Here is a 23,735-nt window from a genome sequence, read left to right as displayed (position 1 = left end):
GATCATATCCTCCTAACGCTGAACAACATATTCGGGGGAGATGGCGACCATGAAGAGCGCGGTCTCAACCCGCTTCTTCCGATCATTGTCGGCATCGTTACCCTTTACCTCGATCATCTCGAGGACGGAGAGAATCTTCTCTCGGTTTTCGGCAGAAAGCAGACCTCCCGTCAGATCGCCATCCACCCTGTTGAGGAGGGCCGTGGCATCGTCAGCAACATCGGTGAGCCGCTGGTAGTCGATGACAGCAACGTCAAAATCAGTGACGCCGCGGTTCGGCTGGGACGCATACCGGCGGACAGCGTTGATGTATCCAACCAGTGAAGGCGTCGTTGCGAGCTGATACTCCGGCGTGACAAGGTCGAGGTCTGCACTCTCCGTACCCGGACCGACATAACCCGGTCGGTAGAAGTTGAAGACCGAGGGCGACAGGAAGGCATTGACGCCCAACTTGTCGGAGTCCTCGGCATCGCTGATGAAGAAGGCGTTCGGGATTTCACCGAAGCGGGTCACTTCCTGATCGACCCGGTAGGTTCGTATGAGCTGAGCGAGGCGCAGGATGGGCGAGCGGATCTTTCCGTAATCGTTGCCGGCAGGACGACGCGCCTCCTCGTCGGTGAGGATGGCCGCCGCGGTAGCCGCAAGGTCGCAACGCCTGCCCGTTCCAATCGATTGGCCATTGGCCAGCGTGTACCTGCCTGCCTCGAACGTCTCAGCCACCCGGCGCACATATTGCGGCGAGGGGTTCGACGTCACGAGCTTCTGGATCAGCTGCTTCGAGATGAAGGGCGCTACGTTCGGATGGCTCAGGAGGAAGTCCAGCGTGGCCGCAACGCTCGTCTCCGCGTCCTCACCGAAGTCGATTGTCGTGCCGAGGAAGCTCTTCGGCATCGCCTCGTGCTCTGCCCGGTAACCCTCCATCAGAGCGTAGCGATTGAATTCATCAATCCGTGGACGGTCGAAATCTGTATCCGCCCATGAGAGGCCCGTGAAGACCGCGGCCAGTCCTGACACATCCTCAGGGGTGTAGGTCTCAGCACCCGTACTCCGACCCGCGGCATCGAGCGTTTCGAGACCAATCGTGAAGAGCTGAAGGATCTCACGCGCGTAGTTCTCGTCAGGAACGAAGCCTGTTTCGGCATCCGCCTTCTTATTCCCCAGGTGCGTGAGGAAGATGCCCATTGCGGGCGTCATCGTCACCTCACGGATGAGATCGCAATAGTTCCCGAGTGCCTCACGCTGAATAAGATCTGTATACGTTGCAAATGCAAGTCGCTGCTTGGCAACGCCGGGGTCCCGGAGGGAAACAACCACGATCTGCGAAAGCGCATAGGCCATTCGCTCCCGAAGCTGGGCGTCGCCATTGACGATGCGCTCCCACCAGAGCTCGACATAGTCTCTTGTCTGAATGAACCGCGAGCGGTCGATCTCTTGGATCCGCGGCGTGTAAGGCGCGTAAGGCGCGTTGAGCTGCGCGACGAGCCAGGGCTCGATGCCGTTGTTCCTGAGCTGGCTGACCTCTTCGGGCGTTCCCCCGAAGCTGGCCTGCTGCAAGAAGCGCACGGCGTCTGCCTGACTGATAGATGTTGGCGGCGGCGGTGCCTGACCGCCCCCAGTTCCTGCTCCCCCTGCTGAGCCGCTCCCCGAGCCCTGGGGCAAACACCCCGAGACAAGCGCCATCAACGCGGCGCCGGCCGTCAGCCGAAGCTTGAACATTGGTAATTCCTCCTACCCACCCACACGTTCCCGTGAGGTCCGGGCGGAACACTTGTCCAGAAAACGGGGGCACTCAAGAGGCGGAACTGTGGCCGCGTGATGACGATTCGGTAGGAACTGAAGCTTCTCAGGGGCGTAACCCAGTCACCATCGACGCCGCGCCTGACGCCCGCTAGGGGTGCGCTTCAAGATTAAGGAGTGCCCATGCGCCCGTCCGGTCGGACCTTCAATGAACTTCGCCAAGTCACTATAGAAACAGGCGTTTCTCGCTATGCCGAGGGCTCGTGCCTGATCAAGGCGGGCAACACCCACGTCCTGTGTACGGCCAGCTGGGAAGAGAACGTCCCGCCATGGATGCGCGGCCGGGGTACGGGCTGGGTGACGGCTGAGTACTCGATGCTTCCGCGGGCCACGCACACCCGTGGTCGCCGCGATACCAAGAACGGCCCGTCCGGCCGGACCCAGGAAATCCAGCGCCTGATTGGCCGCTCTTTGCGCGCAGTGGTCGACTTCAAGGCCCTCGGCGAGCGTCAGATCACCGTCGACTGCGATGTCATCCAGGCCGATGGCGGCACGCGCTGCGCCTCGATCACCGGCGGTTTCGTCGCCCTACGCGAAGCCATCCGTTGGGCCTTGAAAGACGGCGTTATCACCAAGGACCCGCTCACAGGCTCGATCGCAGCCGTATCCTGCGGCCTCTATGGTGGCGGCCCGGTCCTCGATCTCGATTATGACGAGGATTCCAACGCTCAAGCTGACGCCAACTTCGTCATGACCGGCACCGGCGGTCTGGTGGAGGTTCAGGCCACGGCTGAAGGCGATCCCTTCTCCGAAGAGCAGTTCCAGGCCATCTTCGCCCTCGCCAAGCAGGGCTGCGCCGAGCTCACCGCCAAGCAGAACGAGGTCTGATCCTTGGACGACAAGACGCCTATCGAGATCGACCACACCATGCTCGGCTCCGACGCCAAGCCGCTCTCCCCTGAGGGCAGCGAGGCCGACCGCGAGATCTATGAGTGGCAGTCGACCAGCCCCTACTATGTGCGGCCCCCGACAGACACGGGTCACCTGACGCGCCACCAGCACATCGTGGACCAGCTGATCCGCGAGCGGGCGATCAAGCTTTCGCAGTCGACGTTCTGGCCGCTCTACCGGCTGACCCTCAACGGCGTCCTCGACTACGGCAAAGCCAAGCGCATGGTCGACGAGGCGGGCCGCATGGATGCCAAGGAGGCCTTCGGATACGCCTCGCGCATGATCCAGATGAAGCTGGAGGTCGACGGTATCGAGAACATACCCAAGGACGGCCCCTGCATCATCGCCTGCAACCACCCCACAGGTATCGCTGACGGCCTCGCGCTCCATGACGTCATCACCGAGGTGCGCCCCGACCCTATCGTCTTCGTCAATGCCGACGCGATCAGGCTCAACCCGCGCCTCACGGACAAGCTGATCCCGGTCGAGTGGCGCGACGACAAGAAAAGCCGGGCCAAGAGCCGTGAAACCCTCAAGGCCACGAAGAAAGCCTTCGACCAGGGCCGGTCGATCATCCTCTTCCCGTCAGGCCGCCTCGCCTACATGAACGACGACAAGGAGCTCATCGAGCGCCCCTGGATGTCGACGGTCGCCAACCTGCCCAAACGCTACAAGTGCCCGGTGATCCCGGTGAACCTGAAGAGCCGCAACTCATGGCTCTACTACTGGTTCAACAATATCGACGAGGAGCTGAGGAACATGACCCTGTTCCACGAGCTGATGAACAAGAAGGGCCAGACCTTCGACTTCAAGATCGGCAAGCCGATCCAGCCCGAAGAGCTTCTCGACGACGATCAGGAAGCCGCCGACGAGCTCCAGAAATATGTCTGCGAAGGCGTCCGCGAGGGCCTGAGCCTCGAAGAATGGCGGGCACAGCGGGACGCTGATTAGGCCCTTCTCAGGCACGAAAACTGCAGCAATTCTGCGCGTCCGGACAGCATTTCACGTGCATCCGGGCGCACATTCACTACCTTCGGGACGCTGGTTCCTGCTCGGCTTTCCTCACCCGGGCCCCGGGACCTCGATGAGGAGACGATGATGAAACGGCCGGAAAAGAAATCCGAGAGCTTGGAGATCAGGCTTCCCTACACCCAGAAGCGGGCCTTCATGGAGGCTTGCAAGGAGCGCGGTGTCACCGCGTCGGATATCGTCAGGCAGTTCATCGCCGACGACCTCGAGGCCCAGGCCCTTCCAACCCAGGAAGAGAGAAGCCTTATGTCCATGTTTAAGAACAACCCCTTCAAGACCGCTGCGGGCGGCATCGGTGCAGCCCTTGCGGCCGCCACCTTCGGCACCGGTGTCAGCCTTGCCGATGACTCAACGTTCCGCGCCTATGACCGCAATGGCGACGGTGCGCTGAGCCTGTCGGAGTTCGCGGATCGCGGGCAGATGACCGAGGACAATGTCGAGGTCGAGGAAGTCCGTATCGTCAAGCGCAAGGGCAATATGGAAGCCCCGCCCGCGCCGCGTGCCCCGCGCTCGGCTGATGGCATGAGCCGCCTTTTCGAAGCCCTCGACACCGACAAGAGCGGCACCCTGTCCCCTGAAGAGTTCGAGCCCCAGGGCAGCTTCTCCAAGCGCTCGGTCGAAACGATCGAACGAGACGGCGAGATGAGCCGGGTGATCACCCTCGAAATCGTCACCTACGACATTGAGGACCAAGCACGCCGGTCGCTGTCCATCATGGCCGAGAGCCGCACGGTGGACCCGAACGCCACCCAGTCCGAGATCGAGATGGCTTTCGCTGACCTCGAAGCGGAGATGCGCTCGCGCCCGATGCCTGAGCCGCCGATGCCTCCGCGCGCCGGCTAACCCTGCGGCAGGGCCATCGAGGCCCTGCCCTCACCGCCCGCGAGGCGGCCAAGGGGCCTTTGCCCCCTCCCCGAACCGATCAGCACCGGAATGCCTGCCTCCACCGCGAGGCGGGCTGCTTCCACTTTCGACCGCATGCCGCCGGTGCCGAGGGCGGAGGCTTCCTGCGGGATGTGCGCTGCAGGATCGCTGAGCACCTCAGGTGGGATCACCGGCCAGTGCCTGGCACCCGGTGACTTGCCGGGGTCGTCGTCGAAATAGCCTTCCACGTCGGAGAGAAGGACCAGCAGGTCCGCCCCGACCAGCGCCGCCGTCTGCGCCGCCAGCCTGTCATTGTCGCCATAGCGCAGCTCGTCCGTCGCCACCGTGTCGTTCTCGTTGACGATCGGCAGCATCCCGGCGCTCAGAAGCGCTTCGATGGTCGCTTTGGCGTTCTCCCGCCGCTTGGGATCATCCGTCACGTCAGGGGTCAGGAGGACCTGCGCCGTCCGCGCGTTGGCCCCACCCATCGCCTGCTCCCACGTCGCCATGAGGAGCGGCTGGCCGATGGCCGAAAGCGCCTGCCTTTGCGCCAGGGTCTCACCTGCCACGTCAGGCGCGGCCCGCCGCCCGAGCGCCACAGCGCCAGAGCTGATAAGGACCGCTTCGGCGCTCAAGCCAGCAAGGTCGCCCGCAAACCCGTCATGGCGAAAGATGTCGCCCCCCGCGACGAGTGACGAGCCGACCTTCACCACGAGGCGCTTTGCGCCCCTCAGGAGAGATGCGGGGCTGTTCACGCCGTGCCTTCGAGCTCTTCGTAGATCTTCGTGAGCGCACCGCGCGGGCTCTCCGCTGCCGTGATGGGCCTCCCGATCACGAGCGCGCTCGCGCCGTTGGCAATGGCTTCCGAAGGGGTGACGATCCGCTTCTGGTCGCCGGCAGCAGAGCCTGCGGGCCTGATGCCCGGAGTGATGATCAGGGGCTCCGATCCGAACCGCTCGCGCAGCACCGGTGCCTCCTGGGCCGAAGCAATCAGGCCGTCTGCCCCGGATTTAAGAGCAAGCTCTGCCCGGCGGAGGACGAGGTCAGGGACGCTGTCGGTGATCCCGTGGCTTGTCACCGCTTCCTGGTCCCAGCTCGTCAGCACCGTGACCGCGAGGATCTTCAGGTGGCTGTCTCCCCGCCCCTCCACCGCGCCGCGGATCGCGTCGCCGTCGGCATGGACGGTGAGGAGATGCGCACCGATCTTGGTGAGGCTCCTGACGCCCTTTTCGACGGTGGAACCGATGTCGAGGAGCTTGGCGTCGATGAAGACCTGCTTGCCTCGCTCCACCAGCCTTCGGGCGAGCGCGTAGCCGCCCAGCGGGAAAAGCTGGTAGCCGATCTTATAGGCGACGCCTTCGTCACCGAGCAGCGCCACCAGCGCTTCGGCTTCCTCGACGGTGGTGAGGTCGAGGGCGGTGATGACCTTGTCCTTCATGGCTTACGCGGCCTTTTTCTTCCTGGCGGCCTTCTTCACCGCCTTGCGTTTAGGAGCCGCCTTCTTCGCCGCTTTCTGCTCTTCGGGGGAAGGGGTCTTCGGTTTGAAACCGCAGAGGTCATTGACCTCACACCGCCAGCATTCGGGCGTCCGCGCCTTGCAGACGTAACGCCCATGCAGGATCAGCCAGTGGTGGGCATCCTGAAGATAGGGCGCAGGGATGCGCTTGGGCAGCTTGTCCGCCACCTGGTCGGCCGTCTTGCCGCTGGCGAGCCCGGTGCGGTTCGAGACGCGGAAGATGTGCGTATCGACCGCAATCGTCGGCTGACCGAAGGCGACGTTGAGAACGACATCCGCCGTCTTGCGCCCGACGCCCGGGAGGCTTTGCAGCTCTTCCCTCGTCTCCGGCACCACACCGCCATGCTCGTCGATCAAGATGCGGCAGAGGGCGATGACGTTCTTCGCCTTGTTCCGCCACAGCCCGATGGTCTTGATGTATTCCGCCAGCCCTTCCTCACCGAGAGCGAGGATCGCATCGGGCGTATTGGCCACCGGGTAGAGCTTCCGCGTGCAGGCGTTGACCGACACGTCCGTTGCCTGCGCGGACAGGGCCACGGCGACGAGGAGTTCGAACGGGCTCTGATACTCAAGCTCCGTCTCAGGCTCCGGCATCGCCTCGGAAAGGCGGCGGATGAACTCCTCGATATCGTCCTTTTTCATGGGGCGCGGCATGGGGCGAAGTAGGGCTGACATCGCGCTTATGTCCAGCGTGACGAAGGAGCGCTTCGCGCGGTCTCTTTCTGTGATGGGTCCCGGATCAAGTCCGGGATGACGATAACTGCGAGGTCTGTTCCCCACCCGTCATCCTGAACTCGATTCAGCATCCATCAGACAAAAACGAGCGCGCGAGCATTGCCCGCGCGCTCCATAATCCAGCAATCTCAGAGACTTAAAGCTTGTCGAGCGTACCCGTGTGCTTCGCAACGAGGTAGTAGTAGGGCACCCGCGGCTTGCCGCGCTTCTCGTCGGACATCTCCTGGCAAACATTCTCGAGGACGCCCATGATCTCATCGTCTGAATGCTTGGCGTCGAGGCCGAGGGTCTTCTTGCAGAAGCCGTCGCGCACGGTCTCGAGCTCTGACTTGTCCGAGCACGCCACCGTCGCCGCATCGCGGTTCGAGATGGTCAGGCGCAGGCGGTTGTAGAGCTTCTTTACGACGGCCTCATCGGCGCCGCTGTCATATTTGCGGACGTCCGCGAGGTGCTCTTCGAAATCAGCCATGGTTCACTCCTAGTGTTAGGTCGTGGGAGACTGGCGCGCTGCGGCCCTCAAGCGCAAGGGAAAGGCGCAGAATTGCGGCGACATTGCGCGCCGTTGCTTCTGGCGCTGGATGAGGCAGATCACCCCCATGGCCAGAACGACCTCCATCGAGACCATGCCGCCCCACGCCACCGGAAAGGCCAGGCTTTCCGGTCCTGACCCCGTGGCGCCCGAGGATGATTTCAGGTTCCACGCGCTTCTCTATCCTAACCGGTCACTCTCGCGGGACGGCTTTTTCAGGGTTCTGGCGGTGGTCATCGGGGTCAACCTTGTGAACGGGTTCATCTATCTGACCCTCGGCGCGTGGCCTGTGGCCTTCTTCTGCGGGATCGACATTCTGATCGTCTGGTGGGCCTTCCGCCTGTCCTACGCACAAGGGCGGCGGCATGAGCGGGTGATGCTCACCGACGAGGCGCTCTGGGTGAGCCGCGTGCTCCCTTCAGGCCACGAGACCCGGTGGAAGCTGTCGCCCTATTGGGTGCGCCTGTGGATCGATCGGCCCGTGAAGCATGAGAGCCAGCTGAAGCTCACCGAAGGCGGCAAGACACTGATTATCGGGAGCTTTCTCTCGCCGAAGGAGCGCGGAGAGCTCGCCGATGCGCTTTCCGCCGCGCTCAGCAAAACCCGAACGCCTTGAAATACCCCGAGACCCCCGATGGCCGCTACTTCGTGGCCAAGGAGCGCCTCTGGCGGAAGTCAGACCCCAGCCTCGATCAGGAAACCCGCAAGGGCTTGGTCGAAGACCTGAAGGCGGCCCGCCGCGCCGTGCGCGATGCCACGTCAGAAGAAGAGACCAAGGCCGCCCGCGCCAAGGTGCATGAAGCCAAGGTCTCCCTCGGTGAACGTGGCCCGGTCTGGTGGGACGATGGCGCCCCTGACGAAACACGGAAGCACCCGAAGAACTCAAGCTACGCCGACTGGTGGGCCGGACAGCAGAACGGCGGCTCCTGAAGAGCCGCCGTCCCAAACACTTCCAAGCCGCTTAGCGTTTGCTGCGGAAGCGGAGGATGCCGCCGAGGCCCGCTGCAAAGAGCCACGCCGCCGCGGGGATCGGGATTGCAGGGCCATTGGGGACATCGAAATTGATCGTCAGGCTCGCCGCCCCGCCATTGCTGGCTTCTAGAGCCTGTATCGCGATGGACGCGAAGCTGTCCGTCTCCATTCTCAGCGTCAGAAGGTCCGAGACCAAGAGGCTCTGGAGGGTCGCAACATCCGTGAAGGTGAAGTCGAAAACCGTGCCGCCGCTTCCGCCAGCCGGAATTGTGGTATCCACGACCTGAGCGCCAGCCGCACCAAAGTCCGAAATGTCGATGACGCCGTCGCCGCCATAGGCGAAGAGATCAACGGCTGCCGGATTTCCGCCTGTGTTGGAGACGAACCGGCTCAGGGTGATCGAGAAGGTTGCCCCCGTGATGGTCGCGTCATCGCCGATGCCCGAGAGGTCGAATTCGAAGATGGCGTTTCTTGCGAGGCCGCCTGATTGGGTCACGTTGAGCGATGCATCATCGGTGATGACGCTGTCGCCGCCGAAGACCTGGACCGTGCCGTCGGCATCGGGCGCGATAGTCAAAGATGCGGCATGGGCCGCGGTGATGGTCAGCGCGCCAAGAGCGGCGGCCAGTGCAGTGATTTTTTTCATGGTCTCTCCCCAGAGTTCCCCCTCAACTTCTAGGTAACCCATCGTCTGAGGTCACATCGCAAAGCCGTGACCAGCAGCCCTTCGAGGCCTGCCCACCGCGCTCAAGTCAGGCTAGGGCTATCGCCTGAGGGGCGCGAGCGTGACGAGCAATCAAGAGATCTCCCGGGTGGACCAGCTTCTCCAGCGCGCGCTCGTGCCGGTGGAAGCGTTCCTGCGAAGTACCCTTGGGGAACGGCTGGCGAATGGCCTGACCGAGTTTCTCGTCTTCGGGATCAAGCAGGCCTGGGCCTGCCTCTTTGGCGGGCTGATCCTCGCAGCGATCCTCCTGACCGCCCTTTTCTGGCCTGAGAACAGCCCGGTCGCGCGGTACGATTTTCTCTTCGCCTATGCCCTGACCGTGCAGGTGCTGTTCCTCGTGACGAAGCTGGAGCGGCCTCAGGAGGCGCTGGTCATCTTCATCTTCCACGCCGTCGGAACCGCGATGGAAGTCTTCAAGACGGGTGCGGGCAGCTGGACGTACCCCGAAGCGAGCATGCTCAGGATCGGCGCCGTGCCGCTTTTCTCGGGCTTCATGTACGCGGCTGTCGGGAGCTATCTCGCGCGGTGCATGAGGGTCTTCGAGTTCCGCTTCGACCGCTATCCGGCGCGCTGGCAGACCTTCGTGGTCGCAGGGCTCATCTACGCGAATTTCTTTGCGCACCATTATCTGCCGGATATCAGGTGGCTGCTGCTGGCGGCGACGGCCTGGATCTACCGGAGGACCTGGGTGCACTACCGGGTCTGGCGGTTCAGGCACAAAATGCCCCTGCTCCTTGGCTTCGCGCTCGTGGCGCTGTTCATCTTCCTTGCGGAGAACCTCGCGACGCTGGCGGGCATCTGGCTCTACCCAGACCAGCAAGAGGTCTGGCGGCCGGTGAGCTGGCAGAAATACCCCGCCTGGTTCATCCTGATGATCCTGAGCTGGGCACTGGTGACGGTGGTTCACCCTCCCAAATCCTCAGGTGACGGGGCGCATGCGCGGGGTTAGGAAGCGGCTATGCTGCTGACCTACTACCTCCTCGTCCTTGTCATTCTCGGCGCCTGGTACGGCGTCCTCCGCACTTGGCAGAAGCGGATCGACGAGGATGTCCGCATTGGCTCGGAGGAAGAGTGGAAGCTCATCGAGCGGAAAGAGCCCAAGCTCCTTGAAGGGCTGACCCAGGACCGGTTCCGCGAGATCTTCGCGCGGGTTGAGGCGCCCCGGGCGCCCTTCTATACCTTCACGGCTGTTGGGATCTTTCTCGTTTTCGCGCCGCTGGTCCTTGCGCTGACGACGACGGTCATCCGCTTCATGGAGCTCTCAGGCATTATCCCCCAGCCCGGCGAGCAGGCCCAGCAAATCCAGCTTTCAGCCGATGGGATCAGGCTCGTCCGCACAGCCGATCTCGAAGCCCTCCAGCTCATCCTTCAGGGATGGGGCGGGTTCTTCAATTTCTTCAGCCTACTGCTCTTTTGGGTGATCGTGTTCTACGCGGTGATGCGCCGCTATCACCTCAAGCGTCCAGGGACTCTCCGGGACGAGGTGTTGCGCTCTCGGTAACGCCGTCGCCGGGAAGAGCCTTGCGCTCCTCAAGGCCGTGCTGCTCTTCGCCAGCGCGTTCCTTGTCGTAGACGAAGACCCGGTCGCAGTAGCCGCACTCGACATAGCCCTTGTCGCCGATCGTGTAGAACGTCTTCGGGTGCCCAAGCGCGCCGCCCGAGCCCATGCAGGCCACCCGGCGGTGGTCGGTGAACACCACCTCCAGCGCATCGCGGTCATGGATGACCTCGGTGAGAATCTGCTCGTAGCTGCGGGGCTCTTTATGCGCTGGAAGTTTCGTCGCCATGGCCCCCCTATGCCGGAGGGGCGGCGGGCCTGCAAGCTTACGGCAGTTCGCTCGGTTGACGCAGGGAGAGGCTTCGCCGAAATGCCCACGCCATGTCCGATGCCCTAGTGAACAGCGCCCCCGAAGCCGCCATTTCCGCCCGCGGACTGCGCAAGGTCTACAAGGGCGGTAAGGGGCAGCCCGAGAAAGTAGCGCTCGAAGGTATCGACCTCGATGTGCCGCGCGGGTCGGTCTTCGGGCTCCTCGGCCCCAACGGCGCAGGCAAGTCGACCTTCATCAATATCCTCGCAGGCCTCGTGAACAAGACGAGCGGCACGGCTTCGATCTGGGGCTTCGACATCGATCAGAACCCCCGACAGTCCCGCGCCTCGATCGGCGTCGTGCCGCAGGAGCTCTCCACAGACGTCTTCTTCACCCCCCGCGAGGGGCTGGAGATTCAGGCCGGCCTTTACGGCGTACCGAAGTCGAAGCGCCGGACCATGGAAATCCTCCGCTCCCTCGGCCTCGAGGACAAGGCAGAGGCCTATGTCCGTACACTGTCAGGCGGCATGAAGCGCAGGCTGCTCGTTGCCAAGGCGATGGTCCATGATCCGCCTGTCCTCATCCTCGACGAGCCCACCGCTGGGGTCGATATCGAGCTCAGGAAACAGCTCTGGGAGCAGGTGATGGAGCTTCATGAGAGAGGCGTGACGGTCATTCTGACCACGCACTATCTCGAAGAGGCCCAGGAGCTCTGCGATACGATCGGCATCATCCACAAGGGCAATGTCCGAACCGTTCAGCCCAAGGATGAACTGATCAAGAGCCTCGACCGCAAAACGCTGATGGTGGTGCCTGAGGCTGCGCTTTCCGACGAAGCCGTGCGCGGCATCGAGGGGGCGCAGATCAAGAAGGACGGCAACCTCTATATCGATTACCGCCCGTCCCTGACCCGGGTCGCTGACATCCTGTCGAATGTCAGCGCCGCAGGGGTCTCGGTGAAGGACATCTCCACCGTGGAGGCCGATCTCGAGGATGTCTTCCTCGAGATGACCTATGGTTCCGATCAGGCGCCGGCGGCGTAGACCTCGCCGGCATTGATGCGGATACGCGTGCCGTCGAACTTCCTCAGCGTGAAGCCGTCAAAACGCTCATTATACGTCCTTGAATAGTCGCGCAGGAGGCCGATGGCCTGCTGCTCGCCGACGAGAAGGCCGTCCACGCCGTCAGAGCGATAGTGGACACCGGCCCAGTCGCGGCCAAGGGCGATATTGTTGGCGAGCTTGTCGATCTCGCCGCCAATCGTCAGCGTACCCGCATAAGGATCAAGCGCCGTACCGTTGCGGTTGGCCACGACCGGGTTCGGGATTTCGAGGCTTTCTTCGAAGAAGGCCTTGAGTACCGTGCAGCAAGCGCCTGCGATGGTCGCGTGGCCTGCAGGATAAGCAGGGTGCGTCGGCGAGCCCTCTGGGAAGGCCTGACTCAGAAGCGCGTTGCCCTGCACCCGCTGGGTGCGGCGGACCGCACGGCTGTCCATGATCTCGTCAGGCAGGCCGTAGTCCCTATTGCCAAGCATCTGTTGGGTGAGTTTTCCTCCGTATGCTTCGGGACGGAGGCGGCGGTGGACCAGCCACTTCTGGTACCAGGCACCGGTCAGCGAGAGGTTGCCCGCCTTTGAGACAAGGTCAAGAACGTCCGGACCACCGAGCGAGACAAACGCGCCTTGCGTCGCGTTCGTGTTGTAGAGGTTGCCGATATCGAACGCACCCGGAATACCGAGCAGGATCAGCGCCGCTGACTGATAGGCCTGGAAGGTGAAGTCGACATGCACAAACTCGCCAAGCGCCCGGGCGTTGGTGATGTAGCGCGGATTGCCTTTCACGAGCGGCGTCGGTGCAACACCGCGCTGGACGGCAAGATAGCTGGCCCAGTCATCCATGAAGTCATCGCCCCGCGCAGGACGGTCATAGCGCTGCTCGATCCGGCCATTACCGAACGGGATCGGCTTGAGGAGGAACTGGCTGATATAGGGACCCGTAAGATCGCCCGGGGTCTCACCACGGAAGATCGTCAGCGGGGTGACGGAACCGCCATCCTTCGGCCCCACGGTTTCGGAGAAGCCGTTGAGATCGGCGGCCGCATTCGCGATGCGGTTGTTGGTCTCATAATCCGAGAACGGAATATCGCGGCAAGCGGCTTTCCAGTAGAGCTCTCCCATCTCCGCAGCCGTTTCGAGGCCCGAGAACTTCGGTGCGGGGCGCATCCATGTGAGCTGGCCATCGAGCCCAGTCAGCTCGAACTTGTAGGCGCCTTGCGGGTTGGCAAGCTTCCGGTCCGCGAGCGGCGAGAGCGGAATCGCGTCGAAATCGTCCTGCTCGCGGCTGGCGAGCGCATCGAGAAGCTTTTGGTACGCGGCCGTGTCGACCTCGCCGAACTCGTTATGCGGGAGCGTCTTGGTGAAGCTCGCGCGGCGGTCAGCGTAACTATCGTCGCCGCTGGTCTCCTGACGCGGCAGGCCGGGGTTCAGCAGGTCCCGCGCAGCCTTGAAACGCAGGCGGACGGCATCGAGTTTCCGGTGGGTGTTCTTATCGGCAAGGATCGGGTGGCCGTTGCTGGCGGGCGGCGGGCCGCCCCGGCCACTCTTTGCGGATGCAGCGGAACTGAGCCCGATCGCTCCGGCAACGCTCGCAGCACCAGCCGCTGAACCGAGCACAGTTCTTCTCGAAGGCCCTTGGGCCTTGTCTTTGATTTCCATAGATCACTCCCTCATTGCAGAGAGCCAGGCTGCCCCTCGCAGCCGCTAAACAGTGGCTCTCCCTATGAGGCGAGAATACCTAACGAGGAGGGTTTGTGAACCCTCCTCGCAGAGTGTGAGCAATGTTCAGTAAGCTCAGTAGGAGACCTGAACAGAGAAACGGAAGTTCCGTCCGGGCAGTGGCACCTGGTCTTTAAGGAAAGACGTATGAAGGCGCGCCTCTTCATCGGTGAGGTTGAGACCTGCAACCGAAAGGGTGACACGCTCCGTCAGCTGATAGTCAGCATAGAGGTTGGTCATCGTGAAGGCTTCGGTGGGAAGCTCAAAGCGCGAGACTTCGTCGGCCTCGGCATTGTGCTCAACCTCTGCACGCAGCGAGAGCTGCGCCATGTCAGCTTCGATGCCTGCGATCACGCCGAAGGGCGGAATCTGGGGAAGCTGTGCGTTACCCGACGCATCCGCCTCGTCGAGCTTTGCTTCGACATAGTCAGCAACAATGTCGCCCGACCAGCTGATCGGACCCGTGGTGCCGAGATTGGCCGAGGCCTCGATCTCGAAACCGGTGAAGATCGCGTCGGCCTGGTCGAACTGCAGCACCGTCAGCTCACCGAACTCTTCGAGCTCTTCGGGGTCGTCCTCGCCTTCGAAGGCCAGGATCGCACCGCCGCCGAGGCCGGTGTTCCGCTGGTAGATGAAGCCATCATAATCCGTGCGGAAAATGTTGGCGCGGACCGATGCGTTCTCACCGGCAAAGCGCAGGCCGAACTCAAGACCAACGGCTTCTTCGATGTCGAGGTCCTGATTGCCGATGTCGAAGCTCTGGGTCGCAAGGTGCGGACCGCCGGAGAAGAGCTCTTCGGTGACCGGAGCCCTCTCTGTACGGAAGAGCTGCGCGTTGACCGATACGGTCTCCGAGAGCTGGAAGCGTGCACCGGCCGAGCCTGAGAAGGTGTCGAAGGTCCGTTCTTCGATCACCGGAATGGCTTCGACGATGGCGGGCTCACCTGCAATAACGAGGAACTCGTCAGCAGGCGCACGGCTTTGCTCATTATGTTCGTAGCGCAGGGCGGCTTCGAGGAGGAGCGGGCCGTTCTCGACCTCCTGGAAGGTGAAGATACCGAACTGTTCGGTCTCGGTTTCCGGCACGAAGGCCTCTTCGCCAACCGCCGAGAAATCACGCGAGCGAAGCTGGATGCCCGACGCACCGCTCCAGCCGCCGATGGTGGCCTGAACGGCCTCGATGCGGATCTCGTAGCCTTCGTTCGAGAAGACCGTACCGGCTTCGCCGTCGGGCTCGAACTCGGTGTGCTCATAGTCAGCATAGCCCGCAAAAAGGTTCGCTGCCTGGATGAAGCCGCCAAACTCGAGACGACCATTGATGTCGTAGCGGGTCTGCTCGAGGTCGAGGGTGACGCCGCCCTCTTCTTCCTCACCGTGCTCGTCGCCGTGCTCTTCTTCCTCTTCGCCGTGGCCGTGACCATGACCGGCAGGAATTCCGTACTCGGAGCTCACCTGCTGGACCGAGAAGCCGAGGAAGCTGCGGTCACCGACAAGCGACAGGCCAGCGGCGTAGGTCGAGGTTTCGAGGAACGAGTTCTCAAGGATGCCTTCGGCTTCCTCATCGCCATGCTCGTCACCGTGCTCATCGCCTTCGTCGTGCTCCTCTTCCTCTTCAGCTTCCATAAAAGCTTCGGACTCGGCGAAGCCCGGGATCTCGTAATCATCCGCGTCGCGGCGGCTGCCCTGCAGCGAGATCACGAGGTCATGGTTGCCGAGCTTGGCGATGGCCGCCTGAACGGCACCGGAGACGAAGGTGCCTTCGTCGACGGTCGAGTAGCCCGCGCTGACCGCAGCATCGACGCCGCCTTCAGGAACCTCTTGCGGGATGCGGCCATCGAGGACGTTGACGACACCGCCAGCGGCAGAGCTGCCATAGCGCAGGAGGCCCGTGCCGCGGACGACTTCGATGGTCTCAGCGAGAGCGGGCTCGATCGGGGTGGCGTGGTCAGGGCTGGCTGCCGCCGCATCGATGGTGCCGATGCCGTTGGTCAGCGTCCGGACCCGGTCACCGCCGAGGCCGCGAATGATGGGGCGGCTGGCGCCCGGGCCGAAGAAGGTCGTGCTGACGCCCGGTTCGCGGCGAAGCGTCTCACCGAGGCTCTCACGGGCCTGGCGACGGAGCTCGTCGCCATCGAGAACCGAGACCGGAGCAAGGAGCTCACCTGCGGTTTTGTCGAGCGGCGTTGCGGTGACGACGATGGTGTCTTCGTCGGGATCGTGGGCAGCGCCCGTGTTGGCGTGGGCCGAAGCGATGGCAAGCGGAAGGATCGCGCAGCTGGCGCGGAGGAGATTGCGTTTCATGGTCTAATACCCTGCATGCCCGGGCCTTTCCGGCGCGGGACTTCATTGGAAAGCTGAATGGGAGGTTCGGTGTCAGAGAGACGCCGGGGGTCCCCTGATGCTTTCCGATTGCAGGTAATGGGTCAGCCCGGCCTGGGGCTTCAGCGCCTCAGGGTTCTGTGGCTGAAAAGTTGCCGTCTGCGGCGCAATTCCTGATGCGAGCAGGTCATCGTCGCGCTCGCCAACTTGACAGAGAACGCACTGGGTATGATCGGCGATGGCATCGTCCAGATGCTCCGCATCATGATGCGCGGCGAGTGCCGGCGTCACGAGTAGCCAGATGGCCAAGAGGATGTGGACGGCTTTCGACATGCACCCGATCGGTTTGTTGACCGGGTGTTACGGACCACAGGGGCGTTACGAAATCAAGATCAGGCGAAAAGCCGGAGGAGCGATTGCGGCCGCTGGTTGGCAATCAGGAGGCTCTGCTGCGCCAGCTGGGTCTGGACCTGGAAGGCCTGCAGCTTGGCGGACTCCTCGGCGAGATCCGCTTCGACAAGCGCCGCGATCCCGCTCTCCATCGAACCGGAGAGGTTGAAGAGGTAGTCCTGCTGACGCTCGAGCCGGGCCTCGTAGAAGCCAAAGGTGCTGAACGCGCGGTTGGCTTTCTTCGACGCTGCGTCGAGCACTTCGAGCGCGGCGGAAGTCGAGAAGCCGTCCTGATCGATCGGCACCACAGCTTCGAGAAGCTGGATCAGGGACGCTGTCTCCTGACGCTCTTCGGAGCCGATATAGTACTGGATCCCGCGCTCAGGCAGCCAGTCCTCGGCGAGGTAGCTGTTGATGATGTCGAACTCGGTCGTCGTGAAGATCGAGTTGTAGGCGATGACCTTGTCCACCGACCCCTGGAAGTCGTTACCCGTAGGACCGGTGATGCGGTTGACCACAGAGCCATTGACGACAGCGTTGCCGTTGATCCGGCCAACGCCGATACCGCCGGGGTGGTCAAACAGGACGCCGACGCCGCCGACGCGATCAACGAACTCGCCGTTGAGATAGCCCCGGAACTCACCCGTCGCTGCGGCGTCGCCATCGAGGACGAGCTGCGCGGTGTAGCGTGTGTTGGCTTCGATCGAGACCTGGACCTCGCGGTAGGTCCACTCGGTGCCCGGGTCGCCCGTTGGCAGGTTGTAGCCACCGAAAACGAGAAGGCCGTTGCGGATCGAGATGTTGAGGCCGCGGACGTTGCCGCCCTCTTCGTAGATCACCTGCTGGGTCGTGATGTCCGACCCGGTCTCGAAGCTGATGCCGAAGGTCCGCTCGTCGACACCGCCAGAACCGTTGGTGCCGGTGTTGACGCCATTGACCGTACCAACGGTGTAGCCGCCATAGGTACCCTCGGTGCCGTTATCCCGGGTTGAGTTGAGGTCGAGGACGGACCCCGCAAACGGCGCCACGGTGGGCGAGGCAACGGTCGGCCTGATGCCGAGACCTGCGCCAACAAGCTCAAGCGTCTGGAAGTCGTAGCTGCCACCGTCGCGTTCAGCGCCGATGACCATCGTCTGGGCTTCGCGCGTGTCGAGAAGGTTGAGGCCGTTGTAGCTCGCAGCTTTCAGGACTTCGCGGACCTGATCGATCTGCTGTTCAATGATCGTCGTCAGCTCTTCTTCGGCAGTGCCGTTTTCGAGGGCGACAATCGCGTTCTTGATGTTGAGGATGGCGTCATCGATCGCTGGCTGCGCTGCCATCGCGGTGCGGAGCGCGCCAAGACCGACCTGCAGATTCTCGCGGATGCCGTCCTGAACCACCACGTCGGAACGCTGGGTCGTTGAGACGAGGAAGAAGGCCGGGTTGTCGTCGGCCGACGCAACCTTGAGACCAGTGGAGATGCGGTCCTGCGTCGTCTGCAGGTTCACATTCGCCGTGCGCAATGTCTTCAACGCGACTTGTGCCGAGGCATTTGTCAGTAGCACAGCGATCCCTCCCTTCCGTGTGATAGTATCTAGAGGACCAACCGTGCCTATCGCGTTAATGTGAGTGCAAACTATGGTAAGCACGCAGGTAAGGTTTGTTTACGGAATTAAGGCTGTTTTGGCTGGGTTCCAGGAAGCACCGGACGTTGTCTTTCGGACACGGTTCGCTTCCTGGATCGTGCTAACTCCGTGGCGACCAAAAAGAGGAATCTCCATGCGCTTTTCATTCCCGCTTGCCCTGGCGGCTTTTTCTGCGGGCCTCTTAGGCGCGTGCTCAGATGACGCCGCCTCGGGCGATATCGTCATCGAGGAACTCGGCGGTCAGCAGGAGATTGCAGAACCGGTTGGCGGCAAGGATCGCCCCTCCAACCTCGATGAAGCCACAGAAGGCGAAAGCAACGTCGCCATCTGGCAGGTCTCCGACGAGGACACTGTCGTCTACCTCCTCGGCACGGTCCACCTGATGAAGCCCGGGGTCGAATGGCAGACCCAGGACATCAGGACCGCCTTCAACCAGGCCGAGGCCGTCTTCCTGGAAGCCGACGTCTTTTCCCGTGAAGCGCAGAGGGCGATGGGCCTGGTCGTCACCCAGACCGCAGAGCTCAAGAACGACATGACGCTGTCGGACTTCTTCGAGAAGAAGGACCAGAAGAGGATCGACGAGGCGCTCGGCGAGCTGGACCTCAGCCTCTCACAGCTGAACAATTTCCGTCCCTGGTTCGCGACCATGCAGATGAGCGTCCTCTCGCTCATCAAGGCGGGCGGCGATCCAGCCTCAGGCGCTGACGTCATCATCTCCCGCGAGATGCTCGAGCGCGGCGTGCCGCTCCGCTACCTCGAGACCGCAGCCCAGCAGATACAGATGCTGGCCAATGGCGATGACGAGCGCGATGCCGCCTATTTCCTTGAAGTCCTTGATGATCTTGAAGAGGGCGAAGCCTACTACGCCGACCTCATGGGGGCCTGGTACGAAGGGGATGTCGAGCGGGTCGACTACCTGATCAACAGTGCCTTCGCCGATTATCCCAAGCTGCGCGAGCGTCTGATCACCGACCGCAACGCGGACTGGTCTCAGCAGATCGACCGGGTCCTGACCGATGAGCCCGGTACCTTCGTCGTCGCCGTCGGCGCTGGCCACCTCGCAGGCGACGCGTCGCTGCAGGACATGCTCAGGGGCCGCGGCTACGACGTCGAGCGTCTCTAGCCGTCACCCCTGATCGAGCTTGTCGGCGATCCGCCTTGCGAGGTGGGCGCCGAGCATGTCCTTCGCCATCATCGGCAGGCTCTCGTCATCGTCGCCGGTGATGATCGTGACCTCGTTCTTGTCACCGCCCATGGAGGGGGTGCCCGGCGAGACGTCGTTCGCGACGATCCAGTCGCACTTCTTCCGGGCGCGCTTGGTCTCAGCATGGCCGAGCACATCGTCAGTTTCAGCCGCAAAGCCGACAACCAGCTGCGGCCTCCCCACATCGAGCTGCGAGATCGTCGCGAGGATGTCAGGGTTTTCGATGAGATCGATGGCCGTCAGGCCGCCCCGCTCTTTTTTGACCTTGTGCGGCGTTTCGACCGCAGGGCGGTAATCGGCCACCGCAGCGCAGGCGATGAAGACATCGGCTGGTAGCGCCTGTTCCGTTGCGGCCATCATCTCGCGCGCCGTCTGCACATGGATGACGTCGCAGCCCGACGGCGCAGGCAGGGAAACGGGGCCGGAGATCAGGGTCACATCTGCTCCTTCGTTCCGGCAGGCAGCGGCGATCGCGTAGCCCTGCTTGCCCGACGAGCGGTTGCCCACGAAGCGAACCGGGTCCACCGGCTCATGGGTCGGGCCTGCGGTGATCACCACTTTTCTGCCAGACAGCCTGCCTTGGGGGGCGGGAAGAAGCTTTTCGGCAGCGTCGGCAATCTCCCACGGCTCCGCGAGGCGGCCTTCGCCGAATTCGCCGCAGGCCATGGCGCCTTCGCCCGGGCCAACGAACTCTGCGCCGTCTTCCCTGAGCTGCGCGAGGTTCCGCCGGGTGGCAGGGTGCTCCCACATCTTCACATTCATGGCGGGGGCGAAGAGCACCTTCTTGTCCGTCGCCAGGAGAAGGGTCGATGCGAGATCGTTGGCCAGCCCCTGGGCCGCTTTCGCCATGAGATCAGCAGTCGCGGGCGCCACGAGAACAAGGTCAGCGGAGCGACTGAGCTCGATATGGCCCATCTCCACCTCGTCGGTGAGACTGAAAAGATCGGTGTAGCACTTCTCGCCGGTGAGGCCCGAAAGAGAGAGGGGCGTGACGAATTCGGCACCGCCCTTGGTGAGCACGGAAGTGACCGTCACGCCGCGTTTTGACAACTCACGGGCGAGCTCCAGCGACTTGTACGCCGCGATCCCGCCTCCCACGACCAAAAGGACGCGGCGTGACCGGTGCTCTTCTGACGTCATGGTTTGTCTCCCTGTTTACGCTGGCAAGCCTTTGTCTGGCACGTCGTTCGCGCGAAAAGGGAAGCCGTTACGTTAATTTCCTCTGTTGCGTTTTTGCCGCCCGCTGAGGTTTCTTGGGGTGCACTGCGGGAACTCACTTGAATACGCAACGTTGAACGCTTTATCGGAAGAGCGCGCGCATGCACGCGCCATGAATCAACTGCGCCTGCGAATCGTAACGGCAGGGCGCCTGAGGAGGCCAAAAATGACGAAAACTCTCATGATGATGACCGCTGCTGGTCTGGCAATGGCCTCGGCCGGCGCCGCAGCCCAAGACTACTACGTCGCAGGCAAGCTGGGCTTCCTTCTCAGCGCCGACAGCAGCAACTCCGGCGATGTCGGCGAGAACTTCGTTCTCGGCCTCGACGCTGGCACGCTCACCAGCGACGCCAACTACGTCTTCGACTCCGAATTCGAAGTCGGCGGCTTCGCTTCGATCGCTCTCGGTAAAGCAACGGCCCTCGGCCCGTTCCGCAGCGAGCTCGAGCTCAGCTACACCCGCGCCAACGTCAAAGACCATGACGACTTCCGCGCTCTCGGCGGCAGCCTCCAGGCTGTGGACGCAGGCGTCCTCGTCGGCGCGACCGAGCCGCTCGGCATCAACATCGGCCGCGTCATCGAAGACGCTCAGGGCTCGGTCTCCACGATCGGCTTCATGGTCAATGGCTACTACGACTTCACCGTTCCTTCCGAAGACGTGCACCCGTTCATCGGCCTCGGCATCGGTGTCGTGAACACCAACGTCGACTACGATCCTTCGGGCCTCGGCCTCGTTGACGACAACAGCACCGGCTTCGGCTGGCAGGCCATGATTGGCGTCGACTACGACCTGTCCGCAACCACGGCCCTGCACGCTGGCTTCCGCTACCGCGCAGCTGAAAGCGTTGAAGTCGAAACCGGCGGCGCACTCGGCCTCGTCTCGGATCTCGAAATCGACGTTGACCAGTTCATCGCCGAAGTCGGCTACCGCTGGAGCTTCTAAGCTTCAGCAGCTGACGCCGCAGATTGAAGAGGGCGAAGCTTCGGCTTCGCCCTTTTTCTTTGCCTACCTGTCGCGATGAGAGAGGATCAGGCGCTTGGCTTGTCTTTGCCCGGGCGGACAGGCTTGCCCTTGATGGCCCGCGCTAGCCGCTCGATGGAGTCGTCTGAGAGGCGGAGCCCGCCATTGGCGAGCTGGCCCGCGACGTTCTCCGCAGCCTGGGCGAACTCGGGGAATGCTTCCACCAAGTCCTTGGCGGCGTCGAAGTTGGCCTTGGCTTGGCGGGCAAAGGCTTTGCCGCCCACCTCGCGCTTCACATAGTCCCTGACGATCGGCTCGGCGGTCGCCCAGAGGTCGATCTCCGGATCGAGGACCCGCGCTACGCCTTCCACCACCACCATCGTGCGCTGAAGCAGAACGAGCTCCGGCCGCAGGTGCATGTCGAAGACATCGGTCACGTCGAAGAGCTGCTGGAGCACCCTGCTCATGTCGAGCTGGTCCGCTTTCTTTCCGAAGATCGGCTCGCCCACCGCGCGAAGGGCCGTGGCGAAGGCATCCACGTTGAAATGCTCGGGCACATAGCCCGCCTCGAAATGGGCAAGCGCCGCTGCGCGATAATCCCGCCGGATGAAGCCGTAGATGATCTCGGCAAAGGCACGTCGGGCTTTCTCATCGAGCCGGCCCATGATGCCGAAATCGATGAGGACAAGCCGCCCCTTCTCGTCGACGAAGAGGTTCCCCTGGTGCATGTCGGCGTGGAAGAAGCCGTGGTCGAGGGCCTGGCTCAGGAACGAGCGCATCGCGAGGATGGCGAGCTTCGAACGGTCGATATTCCGTGCACCAAGCGCTTCGAGATCGGTGACTGGCGTACCCTCGATCCATTGAAGGGTGAGAATGCGCCGGGCGGAATGCTGCCAATCAACCTCGGGAATGACGAGGTCAGGATACTCAGCAAGATTCTCGCGAAGCTCAGAAGCCGAGCCTGCCTCGATCCGAAGATCAAGCTCAAGCTCGGAGCTTTGCATCAGGGTGCGGATGAACTTCACCGGCTCCATACGCCGGGCCGCAGGCACGAAACGCTGGGTCAGCTTCGCGCCCAAGAGGAGTGTCCTGAATTCCCGTCTCGCGGTCTTCTCGATGCCGGGGCGGAGGACTTTGACGGCCACGTCACTCCCGGAAAGCGTCCGTGCACGGTGGACTTGCGCAATCGATGCCGCGGCGACCGGTTCCGAGAAAGACGTGAACAGCTCCGCGATTGGCTTGCCGAAGGAACGCTCGATCTCGCGGATGGCTTCGGCCTGCGGGAAGGGCGGCATCTGGTCCTGAAGCTTCGCCAGGTCCTCCGCCATTTCGAGGCCGATAATGTCAGGCCTTGTAGCGAGGAGCTGGCCGAACTTGACGTAGGCAGGCCCTTGGCCCGCCAACGCATCGGCGAGACGCTGGCCCGGGCGACGCCCCCGCGCGCGGGTACCGAAACGCGTGACCTTGCCCACAAGGCGCACCCATGAGGGGACCTGACGGTCGAACTCACGCGGGATCAGCGCGTCATGACGCGCCAGGATCCATGTGATCCGCAACAGCCTCAGAAGATCGCTCAGCCCTCGGAACATAAGTTAGATCTTCGCCGCCATGTGGAGGACACAGATGCCGCCCGTGAAGCGCTCATACTTCACGCGTGAAAACCCTGCGGCACGGATCTCGCTCGCCAGATCGTCAGGGCCCGGAAAGCGCCTGATGGAGTCGACGAGATATTGATAGCTCTCCCGATCGCCCGCCACAGCCTCTCCGAGGCGCGGAATGACTTCATCAGAATAGCGATCATAGACCGCGCGAAAGCCTTCTGTCGGAGGCTGGCTGAATTCGAGGACGAAGAGCCTTCCGCCGAAGCGCAGCACACGGAAGGCCTCGCGGAAGGCGGCTGCCCTGTCTGTGACGTTTCGAATGCCAAAGCCGATGGAATAGTGGCTGAACATGCCATCCGTGAACGGAAGCTTTTCCGCATCGCCGCAGACCCGCGCCGCATGGTCACGGCCGTTCCCCGCATCGAGCATCGCATGGTTGATGTCGCAGACCACGGCCTCGGCTGGAGCGCGCCCGCGAGGATCACGTTCACCCGCGCGCGTCAAAAAGCTCGCAGCAATGTCTCCTGTGCCGCCAGCCACGTCGATCAGGTGATGTCCCGGCTGGGGGTTCATCCTGTCCACCGTCACCGATTTCCAGACCCGGTGCATGCCGCCGGACATGAAGTCATTCATCACGTCATAGGAGGTCGCGACCGAACGGAAGACCTCGCGCACGAGAGGCGCCTTCTCCTCCCGCGAGACATCGCGGGCACCAAAGGGGACGGTCTTCTCTTCGCTCATCGGACGGGACTTTCTGAAGGTCTTAGGCGGACATAGGC

The 23,735-nt window shown here is 62.8% G+C and carries 24 protein-coding genes; 10 read left to right on the top strand and 14 right to left on the bottom strand.

What is annotated here, in order from left to right:
• Positions 1-12: 12 nt before the first annotated feature.
• Positions 13-1,563: a DUF1800 domain-containing protein gene (locus HK107_RS05960; protein WP_173197647.1), complete on the bottom strand. Its 1,551-nt coding sequence runs from the start codon at positions 1,561-1,563 to the stop codon at positions 13-15.
• 357 nt (positions 1,564-1,920) lie between these two features.
• Here HK107_RS05960 and rph point away from each other — a divergent pair, with 357 nt between their 5' ends.
• The 3 genes from rph (at position 1,921) to HK107_RS05945 (ending at position 4,560) form a co-directional block, all read left to right on the top strand.
• Entirely contained in the window at positions 1,921-2,625 is a 705-nt protein-coding gene (gene rph / locus HK107_RS05955) for a ribonuclease PH (RefSeq protein WP_173197645.1), read from the top strand.
• Between the two features lie 3 nt (positions 2,626-2,628).
• Positions 2,629-3,639, top strand: coding sequence for a lysophospholipid acyltransferase family protein (locus tag HK107_RS05950; RefSeq protein ID WP_173197642.1), 1,011 nt, complete (start codon positions 2,629-2,631; stop codon positions 3,637-3,639).
• A gap of 147 nt (positions 3,640-3,786) precedes the next feature.
• Positions 3,787-4,560 carry an EF-hand domain-containing protein gene (locus HK107_RS05945; RefSeq protein ID WP_173197640.1) on the top strand — a complete coding sequence of 258 codons (774 nt, stop codon included), beginning with the start codon at positions 3,787-3,789 and terminating at the stop codon, positions 4,558-4,560.
• On the opposite strand, the gene proB is transcribed toward HK107_RS05945, so the two are convergent.
• From proB to HK107_RS05925, 4 genes are all read right to left on the bottom strand, one after another.
• Positions 4,557-5,336: a glutamate 5-kinase gene (proB, locus tag HK107_RS05940; protein ID WP_173197638.1), complete on the bottom strand. Its 780-nt coding sequence runs from the start codon at positions 5,334-5,336 to the stop codon at positions 4,557-4,559. The genes HK107_RS05945 and proB overlap by 4 nt on opposite strands.
• A complete protein-coding gene (gene pyrF / locus HK107_RS05935) occupies positions 5,333-6,019 on the bottom strand; it encodes an orotidine-5'-phosphate decarboxylase (protein WP_173197635.1) in 687 nt (228 codons plus the stop codon). The genes proB and pyrF overlap by 4 nt, the downstream gene beginning before the upstream one ends.
• Positions 6,020-6,022: 3 nt before the next feature.
• Positions 6,023-6,739, bottom strand: a complete 717-nt coding sequence (gene nth / locus HK107_RS05930) for an endonuclease III (RefSeq protein ID WP_173197633.1) — start codon at positions 6,737-6,739, stop codon at positions 6,023-6,025.
• Between the two features lie 229 nt (positions 6,740-6,968).
• Positions 6,969-7,301 carry a DUF2853 family protein gene (locus tag HK107_RS05925; protein ID WP_173197631.1) on the bottom strand — a complete coding sequence of 111 codons (333 nt, stop codon included), beginning with the start codon at positions 7,299-7,301 and terminating at the stop codon, positions 6,969-6,971.
• A 127-nt stretch (positions 7,302-7,428) separates the two neighbouring features.
• Here HK107_RS05925 and HK107_RS05920 point away from each other — a divergent pair, with 127 nt between their 5' ends.
• Together HK107_RS05920 and HK107_RS05915 are read left to right on the top strand one after the other, a co-directional pair.
• A complete protein-coding gene (locus HK107_RS05920) occupies positions 7,429-7,977 on the top strand; it encodes a DUF2244 domain-containing protein (protein ID WP_173197629.1) in 549 nt (182 codons plus the stop codon).
• Entirely contained in the window at positions 7,974-8,291 is a 318-nt protein-coding gene (locus HK107_RS05915; RefSeq protein WP_173197627.1) for a hypothetical protein, read from the top strand. The genes HK107_RS05920 and HK107_RS05915 overlap by 4 nt, the downstream gene beginning before the upstream one ends.
• A 31-nt stretch (positions 8,292-8,322) precedes the next feature.
• Here HK107_RS05915 and HK107_RS05910 read toward each other — a convergent pair whose 3' ends face one another.
• On the bottom strand, positions 8,323-8,979 hold the full coding sequence (locus HK107_RS05910) for a hypothetical protein (protein ID WP_173197625.1): 657 nt from the start codon (positions 8,977-8,979) through the stop codon (positions 8,323-8,325).
• 139 nt (positions 8,980-9,118) lie between these two features.
• Between HK107_RS05910 and HK107_RS05905 the strand changes: the two genes are divergently transcribed.
• Both HK107_RS05905 and HK107_RS05900 read left to right on the top strand, forming a co-directional pair.
• Complete coding sequence (locus HK107_RS05905) at positions 9,119-10,006, top strand: DUF817 domain-containing protein (RefSeq protein ID WP_173197623.1); 888 nt, start codon at positions 9,119-9,121, stop codon at positions 10,004-10,006.
• 9 nt (positions 10,007-10,015) lie between these two features.
• Complete coding sequence (locus tag HK107_RS05900; RefSeq protein ID WP_173197621.1) at positions 10,016-10,558, top strand: hypothetical protein; 543 nt, start codon at positions 10,016-10,018, stop codon at positions 10,556-10,558.
• Here HK107_RS05900 and HK107_RS05895 read toward each other — a convergent pair.
• On the bottom strand, positions 10,512-10,844 hold the full coding sequence (locus HK107_RS05895) for a zinc-finger domain-containing protein (RefSeq protein WP_173197619.1): 333 nt from the start codon (positions 10,842-10,844) through the stop codon (positions 10,512-10,514). The genes HK107_RS05900 and HK107_RS05895 overlap by 47 nt on opposite strands.
• A 92-nt stretch (positions 10,845-10,936) precedes the next feature.
• On the opposite strand from HK107_RS05895, the gene HK107_RS05890 reads away from it, so the two are divergent.
• Positions 10,937-11,908, top strand: coding sequence for an ABC transporter ATP-binding protein (locus tag HK107_RS05890; protein WP_173197617.1), 972 nt, complete (start codon positions 10,937-10,939; stop codon positions 11,906-11,908).
• On the opposite strand, the gene HK107_RS05885 is transcribed toward HK107_RS05890, so the two are convergent.
• From HK107_RS05885 to HK107_RS05870, 4 genes are all read right to left on the bottom strand, one after another.
• Entirely contained in the window at positions 11,890-13,578 is a 1,689-nt protein-coding gene (locus HK107_RS05885; RefSeq protein ID WP_198912311.1) for a vanadium-dependent haloperoxidase, read from the bottom strand. The two genes, HK107_RS05890 and HK107_RS05885, sit on opposite strands and share 19 nt — an antisense overlap.
• A 135-nt stretch (positions 13,579-13,713) precedes the next feature.
• Complete coding sequence (locus HK107_RS05880; protein ID WP_173197615.1) at positions 13,714-15,939, bottom strand: TonB-dependent receptor; 2,226 nt, start codon at positions 15,937-15,939, stop codon at positions 13,714-13,716.
• A gap of 72 nt (positions 15,940-16,011) precedes the next feature.
• Positions 16,012-16,290: a hypothetical protein gene (locus HK107_RS05875; protein WP_173197613.1), complete on the bottom strand. Its 279-nt coding sequence runs from the start codon at positions 16,288-16,290 to the stop codon at positions 16,012-16,014.
• Positions 16,291-16,349: 59 nt separating this feature from the next.
• Positions 16,350-17,891 (bottom strand): flagellin N-terminal helical domain-containing protein, encoded by a 1,542-nt coding sequence (locus tag HK107_RS05870; protein ID WP_173197611.1) that lies wholly within the window; start codon positions 17,889-17,891, stop codon positions 16,350-16,352.
• A gap of 214 nt (positions 17,892-18,105) precedes the next feature.
• On the opposite strand from HK107_RS05870, the gene HK107_RS05865 reads away from it, so the two are divergent.
• Complete coding sequence (locus tag HK107_RS05865) at positions 18,106-19,095, top strand: TraB/GumN family protein (RefSeq protein WP_173197609.1); 990 nt, start codon at positions 18,106-18,108, stop codon at positions 19,093-19,095.
• Between the two features lie 3 nt (positions 19,096-19,098).
• Here HK107_RS05865 and coaBC read toward each other — a convergent pair whose 3' ends face one another.
• Entirely contained in the window at positions 19,099-20,316 is a 1,218-nt protein-coding gene (gene coaBC / locus HK107_RS05860; protein WP_173197607.1) for a bifunctional phosphopantothenoylcysteine decarboxylase/phosphopantothenate--cysteine ligase CoaBC, read from the bottom strand.
• 244 nt (positions 20,317-20,560) lie between these two features.
• Between coaBC and HK107_RS05855 the strand changes: the two genes are divergently transcribed.
• Positions 20,561-21,337: an outer membrane protein gene (locus HK107_RS05855; protein ID WP_173197605.1), complete on the top strand. Its 777-nt coding sequence runs from the start codon at positions 20,561-20,563 to the stop codon at positions 21,335-21,337.
• Positions 21,338-21,423: 86 nt separating this feature from the next.
• On the opposite strand, the gene ubiB is transcribed toward HK107_RS05855, so the two are convergent.
• Together ubiB and HK107_RS05845 are read right to left on the bottom strand one after the other, a co-directional pair.
• The gene (gene ubiB / locus HK107_RS05850; RefSeq protein WP_173197603.1) at positions 21,424-22,944 is read right to left on the bottom strand and encodes a 2-polyprenylphenol 6-hydroxylase; all 1,521 of its coding nucleotides are present in this window, start codon (positions 22,942-22,944) and stop codon (positions 21,424-21,426) included.
• 3 nt (positions 22,945-22,947) lie between these two features.
• Positions 22,948-23,697: a class I SAM-dependent methyltransferase gene (locus tag HK107_RS05845; protein ID WP_173197601.1), complete on the bottom strand. Its 750-nt coding sequence runs from the start codon at positions 23,695-23,697 to the stop codon at positions 22,948-22,950.
• Between the last annotated feature and the right edge of the window lie 38 nt (positions 23,698-23,735).

This window comes from Parvularcula mediterranea, assembly GCF_013085255.1.
GTDB lineage: Bacteria > Pseudomonadota > Alphaproteobacteria > Caulobacterales > Parvularculaceae > Parvularcula > Parvularcula mediterranea.
This window is presented reverse-complemented; position numbering and strand designations above follow the sequence as displayed.